Origin of the sequence: Bradyrhizobium sp. RDM12 (assembly GCF_051917485.1) — a bacterium.
Lineage (GTDB): Bacteria > Pseudomonadota > Alphaproteobacteria > Rhizobiales > Xanthobacteraceae > Bradyrhizobium.
The window spans coordinates 675,972-689,652 of record NZ_CM133064.1 but is presented as its reverse complement, the minus strand read 5'-3'; the positions used below and the strand labels follow the sequence as shown (position 1 = coordinate 689,652).

The following is a 13,681-nucleotide window of genomic DNA, read 5'->3' as shown; positions in this document are numbered from 1 at the left end:
ATTCGGCGCGGGTCGTCTGCCTCGAAAACCGACTTTTGTCCGTTACGGTAAATAACGGGTTAAGGAACGCAGTCCCGGTGTCTTAAAGTTGGGCGGGGGGACCGGCGAGCGCCCACCGGTGTCATGCTCCGCGAAAGCGGGGCATCCAGTACGCCGCGGCTCCCCGGCTCTAGTCGCGCCGCCTCTGGAATACTGGATCGCCCGCTTTCGCGGGCGATGACAGCGGAGGAAATGGCGAGAGCTCGCGCAGGGTTGGGCCCCTCAGCTCTTCTCCCGCTTGCTGTCGTCCAGCGGGACCACCGTGCCCTTGCCGCTCATCGACGACAGTGCCTCGAGCGCTTCCTCGCAGAAATCGGCCACCATCTGCTCATGCCGCGCGCCGAGCCGGAGCAGCAGCAGATTGCCGAGGTCGAGCACATCGGACGCCGTCCCTTCGGGAAAACGCTTTTTCAGGATCCGCTCGTAATTCTCGTGCCGGTCGCGGTGATGCTCCAGGCGGTCCATCAGATCGGTGCGGATTGGCTCGATGTCGAGGCTGTCGAGCGCATGCAGCCGCACCAGCAGGTCGTCCTTGATCGAGGGCGGGGTGCTCGGCCGCGCGGCCCAGTGCCGCAGCGCTGTTCGGCCTTCGGAAGTGAGCGTATAGATGAGTTTATTGGGCTTGCCGGATTGGACGACCTCGCGGCCCTGGATGTAGCCGCGGTCGCGCAGCTTGGAGAGCTCGCGATAGATCTGCTGGTGGTCGGCCTTCCAGAAGAAGCCGATCGAGGAATCGAACGTCTTGGCGAGCTCGTAGCCCGTCATCGGACGTTCCGTCAGGCATGCGAGGATCGCGTCGCCCAGCGCCATGTGACTTGCCTCCCTGTGACTTTAACCAAGCAGCTTGACTTTATGCGTATCGACGCATATGCGTCAATGTGCATATGCGACGATCCAGGGTCGGGACGCAGAACCGACCGGAAAAGCCAGCGGAATCAACTCCTCGCTACTGTGCATGGGGTTGTTTTCGAGTTTTGGCCAAGGCCTTTGATCCACGGGAGGCATCCTGACAATGACCGGCCTCGACTCCTGGTACGCCTTCATGAAGTCCCATGATGCGAAAGCGCTCTGGGACTTGCTCCATCCGGATGCCATCTTCGAAAGCCCGGTCGTGCACTCGCCGCAGCGCGGGCGCGACATCACGTTCAAATATCTCGCCAGCGCCGAGAAGGTGCTCGGCGGTCCCGGCTTCAGCTATGTCGGCGAGTGGACCAGCGCTGACGGCGCCGTGCTCGAATTCAAGACCATCATCGACGGCATCGAGATCAACGGCGTCGACATCATCAGCTTCGATGCCGAGGGCCGCATCACGAATTTCAAGGTGATGGTGCGTCCGCTCAAGGCCATCAACATGCTGCATCGCCTGATGGCGGAGCAGCTCGCCGCCGCTCAATCATAAACCGACATCATCATTTCAAGGCTTGCCGGGAGACCACCATGCCGATCTACAAAGCCCCCGTCGAAGACGTGAACTTCCTGCTCAACGACGTCTTCCAGATCGACCGCTATGACAATCTCGCCGGCTTCTCCGATGCGTCGAGCGACGTCCGCGAAGCGATCCTTGGCGAAGCCGCCAAGCTCGCGGAAGAGGTGCTCCAGCCGCTCAATCGCGTCGGCGATCTCGAAGGCTGCAAGCGCGCCGATGACGGCAGCGTCACCACGCCGAAGGGTTTCAAGGACGCGTTCAAGCAGGTCGCCGAGGGCGGCTGGCTCGGCCTGTCGGCGCCGACCGAGTTCGGCGGCCAGGGCCTGCCGGTGACGCTCTCGCAGGCGGTCAACGAATTCCAGATCTCCGCCAACATGGCGTTCTCGATGTATGGCGGCCTCACCATGGGCGCGACCGCCGCGCTGATCGTTCATGGCACGCCGGAGCAGAAGCAGACTTACGTGCCGAAGATGGTCGCCGGCGAATGGACCGGCACCATGAACCTGACCGAGCCGCATTGCGGCACCGATCTCGGCATGCTCCGCACCAAGGCGGTGCGCCAGGCGGACGGCAGCTTCAAGATCACCGGCACCAAGATCTTCATCTCGGCCGGCGAGCATGATCTCGCTCCGAACATCATCCACCTCGTGCTCGCCCGCATCGAGGGCGCACCCGCCGGCATCAAGGGCGTCTCGCTGTTCGTGGTGCCGAAATTTCTGGTGAATGCCGATGGTTCGGTCGGCGAGCGCAACGGCGTCGTCTGCGGTTCGATCGAGCACAAGATGGGCATCCACGGCAATTCGACCTGCGTGATGAATTACGACGGCGCCACCGGCTGGCTGATCGGCGAAGAGAACAAGGGCATGCAGGGCATGTTCGTGATGATGAACGAGGCCCGCCTCGGCGTCGCCGTGCAGGGCCTCGCGCAATCCGAGGTCGCCTATCAGAACGCGGTCGCCTATGCCCGCGAGCGCATCCAGGGCCGTTCGCTCACCGGCGTGAAGGCGCCGGACAAGCCGGCCGACCCGATCATCGTGCATCCCGACGTGCGCCGCACGCTGCTCTCGATCCGCGCTTTCAACGAGGCCGCGCGCGCCTTCGTGATGTGGACCGCGCTGAAGAGCGACGTCGCCCACCGTTCCGAGGACCCGAAGGACCGTCAGGCCGCCGACGACCACATGGGCCTGATGACGCCGGTGCTGAAAGGCTTCCTCACCGATTACGGCTTCGCCAACGCGGTGCAGGCCCAGCAGATGTATGGCGGCCACGGCTACATCGCCGAGCAGGGCATGGAGCAGTTCGTGCGCGATGCGCGCATCGCCATGATCTATGAAGGCGCCAACGGCATCCAGGCGCTCGACCTCGTCGGCCGCAAGCTGCCGCGCGACGGCGGCCGCGCCATCATGGCGTTTTTCGGCGAAGTCATGGCCTTCGCCAAGGAGAACGGCGGCGACGAGGCGCTCAAGCCCTTCATCACCCCGCTCTCGGCTTCGCTCGGCCATCTCCAGCAGGCCACCACGTGGCTGATGCAGAACGCGATGGCGAAGCCGGACAATGCCGGCGCCGCCGCGACCGATTATCTCCATCTCTTCGGCTTCGTCGCCCTCGGCTACATGTGGGCGAAGATGGCTAAGGTCACGCAGGCCAAGATTGCCGCCAGCAGGGCGACGCCCTATCTCTCGACCAAGCTCGTGACCGGCCGTTTCTTCATGGAGCGGATGCTGCCGGAGACCGCGGCCAATCTCGCGCGCATCCAGTCGGGCTGCGCCACCATCATGGAACTGCCGGCGGAAGCGTTCTGAGTCTGCTTCCGCGCTATCAAATTTCGAACAACAGATCAGGAGGGCGTCATGCCTGAGGCATTTATCTACGATCACGTCCGCACCCCCCGCGGCCGCGGCAAGGCGGACGGCGCGCTGCATGAAGTCACGGCGCTCGCGCTCGCCACCGTGCCGCTGAAGGCGCTGAAGGACCGCAACAATTTGCCGGAGGATTCCGTCGACGACGTCGTGCTCGGCGTGGTCGATCCGGTCGGCGAGGCCGGCTCCGACATCGCGCGTTTCGCTGCGCTCAAGGCAGGTCTCGGCGAGGCTGTCCCCGGCGTGCAGATCAGCCGCTTCTGTGCCTCCGGTCTCGACGCCGTGAACTTTGCGGCCGCGCAGGTGATGAGCGGTCAGCATGAACTGGTGATCGGCGGCGGCGCCGAATCCATGAGCCGCGTCGGCATCGGCGCCTCGGGCGGCGCCTGGCCGATGGATCCCTCCATGGCCGTGCCAGCCTACTTCATGCCGCAGGGCGTCTCGGCTGACCTGATCGCCACCAAATACGGATTCTCGCGCGATGACGTCGATGCCTATGCGGTACAGAGCCAGCAGCGCGCGGCCAAGGCTTGGGACGAAGGCCGCTTCAACAAGTCCGTGGTGCCGGTGAAGGACATCAACGGCCTCACCATCCTCGCCAAGGACGAGCACATGCGACCCTCGACGACGATGCAGTCGCTGGCGCAGCTGCAGCCGTCGTTCACGATGATGGCGCAGATGGGTGGCTTCGACGGTGTCGCGGTGCAGTCGCATCCCGAGATCGAGCGCGTCAACTACTTGCACCACGCCGGCAATTCGTCGGGCATCGTCGACGGCGCCGGCGCCGTGCTGCTCGGCAGCAAGGAAGCGGGTGCGAAGTACGGCCTCAAGCCCCGCGCAAAGATCCGCGCGTTCGCCAATGTCGGCTCCGAGCCGGCGATGATGCTGACGGGTCCGGTCGACGTCACCGAAAAGCTGTTCGCGCGGTCCGGCATGAAGAAGTCGGATATCGACCTGTTCGAGCTCAACGAGGCTTTTGCCTCGGTCGTGCTGCGCTACATCCAGGCGTTCGACATCGACAACGCCAGGATCAACGTCAATGGCGGCGCCATCGCGCTCGGCCATCCGCTCGGCGCAACCGGCGCGATGATTTTGGGCACGGTGCTCGACGAGCTCGAACGTACCAACAAGTCCACCGCTCTGGTCACGCTGTGCATCGGCGGCGGCATGGGCACCGCGACCATCATCGAGCGCGTGTAAGGGTAGGGGAGCAAGCAATATGGCTTACAAGAACTTTAGCGTCGAGACCGATTCCGACGGCATCGCGCTGGTCACCTGGGACATCCCGGGCCGCTCGATGAACGTGCTCGACGACACCTCGACCAGCGAGCTCGACGCGATTGTCAAGGCAACCACGGCTGACGCCGCGGTGAAGGGCGTCGTCATCACCTCGGCGAAGGAGGCGTTCTGCGCCGGTGCCGATCTGTCCATGCTCGAAGGCATGAACCAGGCCTACGCAAAGGTCTTTGGCGAGCAGGGCGAGACCGCCGCGAACCAGATGCTGTTCGACCAGAGCCGCCGCTTCTCGCAGGTGCTGCGCTCGATCGAGACGTCCGGCAAACCCTGGGCCGCCGCGATCAACGGCCTCGCGCTCGGCGGCGGTTTCGAGATCACGCTGTGCTGCCACTACCGGGTGGCCGCGGAGAACCCCAAGACGCGCCTCGGCCTGCCCGAGGTCAAGGTCGGTCTGTTCCCCGGCGCCGGCGGCACCCAGCGCGTGCCGCGCCTGGTGCCGCCGCAGGACGCCATGACGATTTTGCTCAAGGGTGACCCTGTCACGATCGAGAAGGCCAAGGCGCTGAACCTGATTCACGCCATCGTCCCCGCTTCTGATCTGATTGAGGCGGCGAAGAACTGGATCAAGGGCGGCGGCAAGGCCGTCGCGCCTTGGGACGAGAAGGGCTTCAGGCTGCCCGGCGGGCCGGTGTTCTCCAAGGCCGGCATGATGATGTTCCCGGCCGGCAACGCCATCTATCGCCGCGAGACCTACGACAACTATCCGGCCGCGCGCGCGATCATGAGTTGCGTCTATGAAGGCCTGCAGTTGCCGATCGACGCCGCGCTGCGCGTCGAGTCGCGTTATTTCACCTCCGTGCTGCGCTCGAAGGAAGCGGCCGCGATGATCCGCAGCCTGTTCCTGTCGATGCAGGAGCTCAACAAGGGCGCGCGCCGTCCGAAGGACGTGCCCGCAACCAAGGTGAAGAGGATTGCCGTGATCGGCGCCGGCTTCATGGGCGCGAGCGTCGGCTACGTCTCGGCCCGTGCCGGCCTCGACGTCGTCCTGATCGACCGCGACCAGGAGAGCGCCGACAAGGGCAAGGCGCACGCGCAGAAGGTGATCGAGGATCAGATCAAGAAGGGCCGCGCCAAGCCGACCGACGCCGAGGCGCTGCTCGCGCGCATCACGCCGACCGCGGACTATGCCGCGCTGAAGGACGTCGACCTCGTCATCGAGGCCGTGTTCGAGGACCGCAAGGTCAAGGCGGAGACCTTTGCCAAGGCGCAGGAGTATCTGAAGCCGGACGTGATCTTTGCGTCCAACACCTCGACGCTGCCGATCACCTCGCTGGCCGAGGGCTTCAAGGATAAGGGCAAGTTCGTCGGCATCCACTTCTTCTCGCCGGTCGAGAAGATGATGCTGGTCGAGATCATCAAGGGCAAGAACACCGGCGATGTCGCGCTGGCAACGGCGCTCGACTACGTCCGGCAGATCGGCAAGACGCCGATCGTTGTCAACGATAGCCGCGGCTTCTTCGCCAATCGCTGCGTCGGCCGCTACGTCGCCGAGGGCAACGAGATGTTCCTGGAAGGCGTACCGCCGGCGATGATCGAGAACTGCGCCAAGATGGCCGGCATGCCGGTGGGCCCGCTGTCGCTCTCGGACGAAGTCGCGCTCGACCTCGGCCTCAAGATCATGAAGGCGACCGAAGCCGATCTCGGCCCCAACGCCATCAACCCCGACCAGAAGAAGCTGATGGTCGAAATGGTCGAGAAGCAGGGCCGCCTGGGCCGCAAGAACAGCAAGGGCTTCTACGACTATCCCGAGAAGGGCAAGGGTCAGAAGAGCCTATGGCCGGGCCTGTCCGCGCTGCAGCCGAAGCAGCTCGATCCCGACACGCTCGACGTCGAGGAGCTGAAGCAGCGCTTCCTTGTGGTGCAGGCGGTGGAAGCCGCGCGCACAGTCGAGGATCACGTCATCACCGATCCGCGCGAGGCGGATGTCGGCTCGATCCTCGGCTTCGGCTTCGCGCCGTTCACCGGCGGCACGCTGTCCTACATCGACTTTATGGGCACGAAAAAGTTCGTCGAGCTCTGCCACAAGCTCGAAGCCAAATACGGCTCGCGCTTCACGCCGCCGAAACTTCTCGAGGAGATGGCGGCAAAGGGCGAAACCTTCTATGGCCGCTTCGCGCCGAAGAAGGCGGCTGCGTAAGCCTGACTCGAAGCTCCTCACACATTCGTGACGACAAAAAAGGCCGGATCAACCAATCCGGCCTTTTCGTTATTCAAGGAATCCCCGCATCACGCGGTCTGCGCCAACCCTTCTTTCTTCAGGGCTTCCTGCACTTTCGGCCGGGCCGTGACGCGGGCCTTGTAGGCCATGAGGTTCGGCATCGCCGACAGGTCGAACTTCATCCGGTCGCCCCAGGTCAGCATTGTGAAGAGATAGCCGTCGGCGACCGTGAAATGCTTGCCCATGAGGTAGTCGCGACCGGCGAGCTGGCTGTCGATATATTTCAGCTTGCCCATGACGCGGTCTTTGAAGAACGCCTTGGCCTCGTCGTTCAGCGCCGGCGCGAACAGCGGGCCGAAGCTCTTGTGCACCTCGGAGGTGAGGAAGTTCAGCCATTCGAGCAGCTTATAGCGCTCGGAACTGTCGCGCGCGGGCGCCAGAGCCTTGGCCGGGGCCCTGTCGGCGATCATCTGGACAATGACCGGGCCTTCGGTCACGATCTCGCCGCTGTCGAGGCCCAGCGCCGGGACCTGACCCTTCGGATTGACCTTCAGATAGTCTTCACCGTTCTCGAGCTTCTTGGCCCGGATATCGACCTTCACCAGCTCATAGGGTAGGTCGGCCTCCAGGAGCGCGATATGGGGGGATAGCGAGCAGGCGCCGGGCGAATAATACAGTTTCATGGAATTTCCTCCTCTTGACGCTTGGTTGGGGCGAAAGAACGCCTACATGCACCTGCATGCAATAGTCAAGATTGATGCAGGTGCATCGAGTGAGATAAGAAGCGGACGACGAGTTTGAGCGGGACCATGAAACGCAAACCATCGACCGAGGCAACCAGTGCCTGGATCCGCCTGATGCGGGTGCAGAGCCGTGTGCTCGACTGCGTCGAGCAGGATCTGAAGAAGGCCGGCTTCCCGCCGCTGGCATGGTACGACGCGCTGCTCGAATTGTCTCGCGCGCCGAGCGGAGAGCTGCGCCCGGTCGAACTCGAGCGGCAGATGCTGATCCCGCAATACTCCACCTCGCGCCTGATCGACCGGTTGGTCGATGAGGGACTTGCCTCCCGGCGCGAATGCAAGATCGACAAGCGCGGCCAGTTCGTCGAGATCACGGAGGCCGGCCGCGAGTTGCAGAAGCGGATGTGGGGCGCCTATTCGGCTGCGATCGAGAAATATGTCGGCTCGAAGCTGTCCGATGCCGATGCCGTCAAGCTCAGCGGTCTGCTCGACCGCCTGGGTTGCTCGTGCGGCGAGATGAAGCTGCCGCCCGTCGTCAACGCCAACGAAACCTCGCCGTCGCGATGACCGCGCGGCAAACCAGCACGTCTGCGCGCCCGGTGGGTTCGCGGATCATCCCATCACCCGCGCGCATTCGATCGAAGCGCTTCTGATTAGAGTTTGATTTGATATGGCGCGAGACCAGATCGATATGACGCCGCTGCAATCGCGCGACGAACTCGTTGCGTGGTTCGAGGCCGGCTGCAAGGACCCGTCCGAATTCCGCATGGGCACCGAGCACGAGAAAACGCCGTTTACGCTCGTGGGCCACCGTCCGGTACCTTATGAGGGCGCGCGCGGTATCGGCGCACTGCTCGAAGGCATGAAACTCCTGCTCGGCTGGGAGCCGATCATGGAGAAGGGCAACATCATCGGCCTCTACGACGTCACCGGCGGCGGTGCGATCTCGCTCGAGCCCGGCGGACAATTCGAGCTCTCCGGCGCGCCGGTCGAGAACGTGCATCAGACCCAGAGCGAGCTGATGGCGCATCTGGCGCAGGTGCGCGAGATCGCGACCCCGCTCGGCATTGGTTTTCTTGGTCTCGGCATGACGCCGTCCTGGTCGCGCGCCGACATCCCGGTGATGCCCAAGGGCCGCTACAAGATCATGACCAATTACATGCCGAAGGTCGGTCAATACGGCCTCGACATGATGTACCGGACCTGCACGGTGCAGACCAATCTCGACTTCTCGTCCGAAGCCGACATGGTCAGGAAGCTGCGCGTCTCGCTCGCGCTGCAGCCGGTCGCGACCGCTCTGTTCGCCAATTCGCCGTTCACCGAAGGCAAGCCGAACGGCTTCCTGTCCTTCCGCTCCGAGATCTGGCGCGACACCGACAATGCGCGCGCGGGCATGATGCCCTGGGCGTTCGAGGACGGCATGGGTTTCGAGCGTTACGTCGACTATGCGCTCGACGTACCCATGTATTTCGTCAAGCGCGGCGAGGATTACATCGACGTGTCGGGCTCCTCGTTCCGCGCCTTCTTCGACGGCCGCAACAACAATCTGCCGGGCGAGCGTCCCACCCTGTCGGACTGGGCCAATCATCTTTCGACGATCTTCCCCGAAGTGCGGCTCAAGCGCTACCTCGAGATGCGCGGCTCCGACGGCGGCCCGTGGGGCCGTCTGCCGGCGTTGTCTGCGTTTTGGGCTGGGCTGCTCTATGACGACGTATCGCTCGACGCCGCCTGGGACTTGGTGAAGCACTGGACCGCGCCGGAGCGCCAGGCCCTGCGCGACGACGTGCCGCGCTTCGGCTTCAAGGCGCGGATCAAGGACCGTTATCTGTTCGAGGTGGCCAAGGAGTGCCTCGTTCTGGCACATGCGGGGCTGCGTCGCCGCGGCCGCATCGATGCGATCGGTCGCGACGAGACCCGGCATCTGGAGCCGCTCGATCGCATCATCGATTCCGGCCGAACCCCGGCCGAGGAGATGCTCGAGAAGTTCAACGGCGCCTGGAACGGTTCGGTGGAACCGGCCTACGCGGAATACGCGTTCTAGAGCTTGTTCGAGCATGATCTTCGCCGAAAACCGGCGTCACGGTTTTCTGGATCATGCTTTAGGTCCACGACCGGGTTTTAGGCCGTTCATCGCCCATACAGGTTTGCGGCGATCAAATGACGGGCCGAAAAACCTGAGCGCCGTCAATAATTCGAAAGCTGTTCCGATGGGGAAGGGCCGCCTGCCCGGGGCCGTCATGGCCAAGGTCTTGGCCAGCGTCGTGGCTTGCGTCACGCTGCTGTCGCTCGTCTTTGCGAGCGGGCTTGCGCGCGCCCAGACGGCGTTCGACCGCCCCGGCGGCGATTATTTCAACGCGCCGGTCACATCGGGCGATCCCGAGGATTGCGCGCTGCTCTGCGAGCGCGATCGCAAATGTCGATCGTGGAGCTTCAGCTATCCCGATATCGACGGCGCTGCGGCGGTGTGCTGGCTCAAAAATACCGTGCCGCCGCGACAGCCCGCCAATTGCTGTATCTCCGGTGTGCGCGGCGCCGGAGTGATCGAGCCGCGCGTCGAGGGCGTGGAGACTTCGATCGACAGGCCCGGTGGCGATTTGCGCAACTTCGAGCTCAAGGAAGGCGAAGGCGAGAACCTCTGCAAGGCCGCCTGCACCGCCGACAACAAATGCCGCGCTTTCACCTATGCCCGTCCCGGCTATACGGGCCGAGAAGCGCGCTGCTTCCTGAAAAAGGAGATCAAGCCACCGCGGCGGAAGGCGGGGTTCACGTCAGGTGTGGTGAGATAGGCCCGCCTGCGTTAGAGCTGCCGTAGGGTAGGCAAAGGCGCGAACCGTCGTGCCCACCATCTTTTCGCAATCGCGGCGAGACGTGGTGGGCATGCTTCCACTTTCGCTCCTAGCTTCGGCGGACAAATCGCTTGGGCCACTCTACGAGATCTCATTCCGCAGGCATCACCGTGGCCTCCGGCCACAGCGCTTTCCATCGCGCTGCCTTCGCGGCGTAATTCGCCGCGGAAAAAATTCACGGCCAGGTTGGGCCGCACGACCAGTCTCTCGACGTCGTCGAACCCATGCGGCGCGTAAACCTGATGGCCGTCGTCCACACGCCTCAGGCCGACTTGCGTGTTCTGCGTGAGGAACCGGTCGATGCCGTCGGTCGCGCGCATCAAGGGCGGATAGGGCAGGCCATGCTTGCCGGGATACCAAAGATGCACGCGCGCCTGGTTGCGAATCTCGATCCTGGCGCCGAGATGCCCGAGCCGTTCATGAAGCGTGCGGATCACGGCGTCTTCAGCTTCCCACGAGGTGTCAGGGTCGAAATAGAACGCGTCGTAATCGGAGATGCCGTAGTCGATTGCGCGGCCCGTCAGCACGTTCCAGACCGTCTGCGCCAGGCAGCCCGCCACCAGCCACGCATCCGGCAGTGCGAGGCGGTGGACTTCGTCAAGGATCGCGACGTTGATCGGGTTTTTCAGCGCCAACGCAAGGAAGCGCGCCTCATCCATTGCGCCACTCACGCGCCTCGAAATCCGCTCGCGCCGCCTTCGATGCCAGCGCGCGCCAACGTCGGCGTAGAAGCGGCTCCACGGTCGTGTGCGTGGCCTTGGACAGGCGGATCAGCACGATCGGATAGTCTCGGTAGTGATCGGTGAAATAGAAAATCTTCGGCTGGCTCTCGACCAGCATCGCACGCTCGTCGACTGGGACATCCGGCATCACCAGGCTGTCGCCATCCTCTTTCAGGCGCGCCAACATCTTCTTGCGCACTTTCAGCGCCGGCGTGCCGTAAGAGGTGCCGTCCTCGACCTCCGGCCACGTCAGCGCAAATTTTCTGACGTCGTCGAAGGTCATTGGATCAACGCCTGGGGATCAGCTCAGTGCACCGCGGTGAAGAACCGCGCGAGCCGGAAGCCGGAGAGCCAGGTCCACACCGGCTGGCCGCGCATGCCAAGATCCCATGAGCCGAGAACGGCATCGGCACGGCCGACGAGATTGTTGATCGGCAGCAGGCCGACGCCGCCGGAGCGCAGCGGCACGCGGCTGTCGGCCGAGTTGTCTCGGTTATCGCCCAGCACGAACAGATGCCCGGCCGGCACTGTCACCTCCTGCGTGTTGTCGAGCGGACCGTTGTCGCGCATCTTGAAGATCAGGTGCTTGACGCCGTTCGGCAGCGTCTCGACATAGCGGTAGGCAGGCTCGCTGCCGCCATTGTCGTCCTCGGCGGCACCAACGCCATCCGGCTTCAATTCCGCGGGACGATCGTTGACGAAGAGCTGGCCCTGGCGCATCTGGATGCGGTCACCGGGCAGGCCCACGACGCGCTTGACCCAAGCCTGCGAGCGGTCGCCGGGCCAGCGGAATACGACGACGTCGCCTTGCTTCGGCGTTTCCGCGAAGACGCGGCCGGTTTCCGGCAGGTTGATCTGGATCGGCAGCGACGATGTGCCGTAGCCATAGGGGAATTTCGAAGCCAGCAGGGCATCGCCGATCAGCAGCGTCGGCTCCATCGAGCCCGATGGCACGTAGAAAGGTTCAGCCAGCGCGCCCTTGGCGATGAAGACGGCTGCGACGATGCCGGCGAGCTGCATGAGCTGACCGGCCCAGCCGCTGCTCTTCCGCTTGGTGCTGACAGTTACTTTTTCAACGCTCATGCGCCCGTTCCACCCACCGTAATGCGTTCCATCAGCAGCGACGGCTGGCCGACGCCGACCGGCACGCCCTGCCCGTTCTTGCCGCAGGTGCCGATGCCGGTATCGAGCGCGAGATCGTTGCCGATCATGCGGATGCGATGCAGGTCGGTCGGCCCGTTGCCGATCAGCATGGCGCCCTTCAGCGGCGCGCCGATCTTGCCGTTCTCGATCTTGTAGGCCTCGGTGCACTGGAAGACGTATTTGCCCGAGGTGATGTCAACCTGTCCGCCGCCGAAATTCGCGGCGAACACGCCATTCTTTACCGACGCGAGAATCTCGGCCGGATCGCGGTCGCCTGCGAGCATGTAGGTGTTGGTCATGCGCGGCATCGGCACATGGGCATAGCCCTGACGGCGGCCGTTGCCGGTCGGCTTCATGTTCATCAAACGCGCGTTCTGGCGGTCCTGCATGTAGCCGACCAGGATGCCGTCATCGATCAGCACGGTGCGATTGGTCGGCGTGCCCTCGTCGTCGATCGACAGCGAACCGCGGCGCGAGGCTATGGTGCCGTCGTCGACCACGGTGACGCCCTTGGCCGCGACCTGCTGGCCCATCAGGCCGGCGAAGGCCGACGTCTTCTTGCGGTTGAAGTCGCCCTCGAGGCCATGACCGACCGCTTCATGCAGCATCACGCCGGGCCAGCCGGCGCCGAGCACGACGTCCATCTCGCCGGCAGGGGCGGGAATCGATTCCAGATTGACCAGTGCCTCGCGCAGCGCGCCGTCGGCAGCGTCGCGCCAGTTCTTGCTCTCGATGAATTCGGCATAGCCGGCGCGGCCGCCATAACCCTTGCTGCCGCTCTCCTGGCGGTCGCCCTGGCCGGCGACGACGGAGACGTTGACGCGCACCAGCGGGCGGATGTCGCGATAGCTCTCGCCGTCAGGCCGCAGGATCTCGACCGCCTGCCAGGTCGCACCCAGGCTGACGCTGACCTGCCGCACCCGCGGATCCTTGTCGCGCAGATAGGCGTCGATTTCGGCGAGCAGCTTGACCTTGGTCTCGAAGCCCGGCGCGTCCAGCGGATTGTCGTCACTATAAAGCCGCACGTTGGTATGCGCTGGCGGCGCGGCAAAGCTGCCGGAATAGCCGCCGCGGACGGCGGCCACCGCGTCGGCGGCGCGAATCAGCGCCGGCAGCGACACGTCGGACGAATGCGCATAGCCGACCGCATCGTCCTTGACCGCGCGCAGGCCGAATCCTTGCGAGGTGTCATAGGTCGCCTGCTTCAGCCGCCCATTGTCGAACATCAGCGCTTCGGTCTGGCTGTATTCCAGGAACAATTCGCCGTCGTCGGCACCGGCAAGGCCGCGTGCGACCTCATGGCGAACCTGATCGCGGTCGAGATTGGCGCGGTCGAGCAGGGAAGTTGTGGCAGGATTTGTCATGCGTCCGTCCATTATCGGGGGGATGTGAGGCAAGATAATGGTTTTGGACTGGTTCCGCGAGGGCGCGAAGCCTCACATTACGGAAACA

Annotated in this window: 12 protein-coding genes and 1 pseudogene; 7 read left to right on the top strand and 6 right to left on the bottom strand. The window is 64.0% G+C overall.

What is annotated here, in order from left to right; genetic code table 11:
• Positions 1 to 261: 261 nt before the first annotated feature.
• Positions 262 to 849, bottom strand: coding sequence for a PadR family transcriptional regulator (locus ACTGJ9_RS03320; RefSeq protein WP_456675914.1), 588 nt, complete (start codon positions 847 to 849; stop codon positions 262 to 264).
• Positions 850 to 1,051: 202 nt separating this feature from the next.
• On the opposite strand from ACTGJ9_RS03320, the gene ACTGJ9_RS03315 reads away from it, so the two are divergent.
• From ACTGJ9_RS03315 to ACTGJ9_RS03300, 4 genes are read left to right on the top strand one after another with little or no spacing between them, the layout of a single operon-like run.
• Complete coding sequence (locus tag ACTGJ9_RS03315; protein ID WP_456675913.1) at positions 1,052 to 1,438, top strand: nuclear transport factor 2 family protein; 387 nt, start codon at positions 1,052 to 1,054, stop codon at positions 1,436 to 1,438.
• A 38-nt stretch (positions 1,439 to 1,476) separates the two neighbouring features.
• A complete protein-coding gene (locus ACTGJ9_RS03310) occupies positions 1,477 to 3,267 on the top strand; it encodes an acyl-CoA dehydrogenase C-terminal domain-containing protein (protein ID WP_456675912.1) in 1,791 nt (596 codons plus the stop codon).
• 48 nt (positions 3,268 to 3,315) lie between these two features.
• Entirely contained in the window at positions 3,316 to 4,524 is a 1,209-nt protein-coding gene (locus tag ACTGJ9_RS03305) for an acetyl-CoA C-acetyltransferase (RefSeq protein ID WP_456675911.1), read from the top strand.
• Positions 4,525 to 4,543: 19 nt separating this feature from the next.
• On the top strand, positions 4,544 to 6,757 hold the full coding sequence (locus ACTGJ9_RS03300) for an FAD-dependent oxidoreductase (RefSeq protein ID WP_456675910.1): 2,214 nt from the start codon (positions 4,544 to 4,546) through the stop codon (positions 6,755 to 6,757).
• Positions 6,758 to 6,846: 89 nt separating this feature from the next.
• On the opposite strand, the gene gstA is transcribed toward ACTGJ9_RS03300, so the two are convergent.
• Positions 6,847 to 7,461, bottom strand: coding sequence for a glutathione transferase GstA (gene gstA / locus ACTGJ9_RS03295; RefSeq protein ID WP_456675909.1), 615 nt, complete (start codon positions 7,459 to 7,461; stop codon positions 6,847 to 6,849).
• A gap of 126 nt (positions 7,462 to 7,587) precedes the next feature.
• Between gstA and ACTGJ9_RS03290 the strand changes: the two genes are divergently transcribed.
• From ACTGJ9_RS03290 to ACTGJ9_RS03280, 3 genes are all read left to right on the top strand, one after another.
• Positions 7,588 to 8,085: a MarR family winged helix-turn-helix transcriptional regulator gene (locus ACTGJ9_RS03290; RefSeq protein ID WP_456675908.1), complete on the top strand. Its 498-nt coding sequence runs from the start codon at positions 7,588 to 7,590 to the stop codon at positions 8,083 to 8,085.
• A gap of 103 nt (positions 8,086 to 8,188) precedes the next feature.
• Positions 8,189 to 9,559 (top strand): glutamate--cysteine ligase, encoded by a 1,371-nt coding sequence (locus ACTGJ9_RS03285; protein WP_456675907.1) that lies wholly within the window; start codon positions 8,189 to 8,191, stop codon positions 9,557 to 9,559.
• Positions 9,560 to 9,725: 166 nt separating this feature from the next.
• A complete protein-coding gene (locus ACTGJ9_RS03280) occupies positions 9,726 to 10,304 on the top strand; it encodes a PAN domain-containing protein (protein WP_456675906.1) in 579 nt (192 codons plus the stop codon).
• Between the two features lie 151 nt (positions 10,305 to 10,455).
• Here ACTGJ9_RS03280 and ACTGJ9_RS03275 read toward each other — a convergent pair.
• The 4 genes and pseudogenes from ACTGJ9_RS03275 to tldD all read right to left on the bottom strand — a co-directional run bounded on the left by ACTGJ9_RS03275 (position 10,456) and on the right by tldD (position 13,593).
• Positions 10,456 to 11,023: pseudogene (locus ACTGJ9_RS03275) on the bottom strand (nucleotidyltransferase family protein).
• Positions 11,016 to 11,369 carry an MmcQ/YjbR family DNA-binding protein gene (locus ACTGJ9_RS03270; RefSeq protein WP_456675905.1) on the bottom strand — a complete coding sequence of 118 codons (354 nt, stop codon included), beginning with the start codon at positions 11,367 to 11,369 and terminating at the stop codon, positions 11,016 to 11,018. The pseudogene ACTGJ9_RS03275 and the gene ACTGJ9_RS03270 overlap by 8 nt, the downstream one beginning before the upstream one ends.
• 23 nt (positions 11,370 to 11,392) lie before the next feature.
• Complete coding sequence (gene lepB, locus ACTGJ9_RS03265) at positions 11,393 to 12,169, bottom strand: signal peptidase I (RefSeq protein ID WP_456675904.1); 777 nt, start codon at positions 12,167 to 12,169, stop codon at positions 11,393 to 11,395.
• The gene (gene tldD / locus ACTGJ9_RS03260; protein WP_456675903.1) at positions 12,166 to 13,593 is read right to left on the bottom strand and encodes a metalloprotease TldD; all 1,428 of its coding nucleotides are present in this window, start codon (positions 13,591 to 13,593) and stop codon (positions 12,166 to 12,168) included. The genes lepB and tldD overlap by 4 nt, the downstream gene beginning before the upstream one ends.
• Positions 13,594 to 13,681 lie beyond the last annotated feature (88 nt).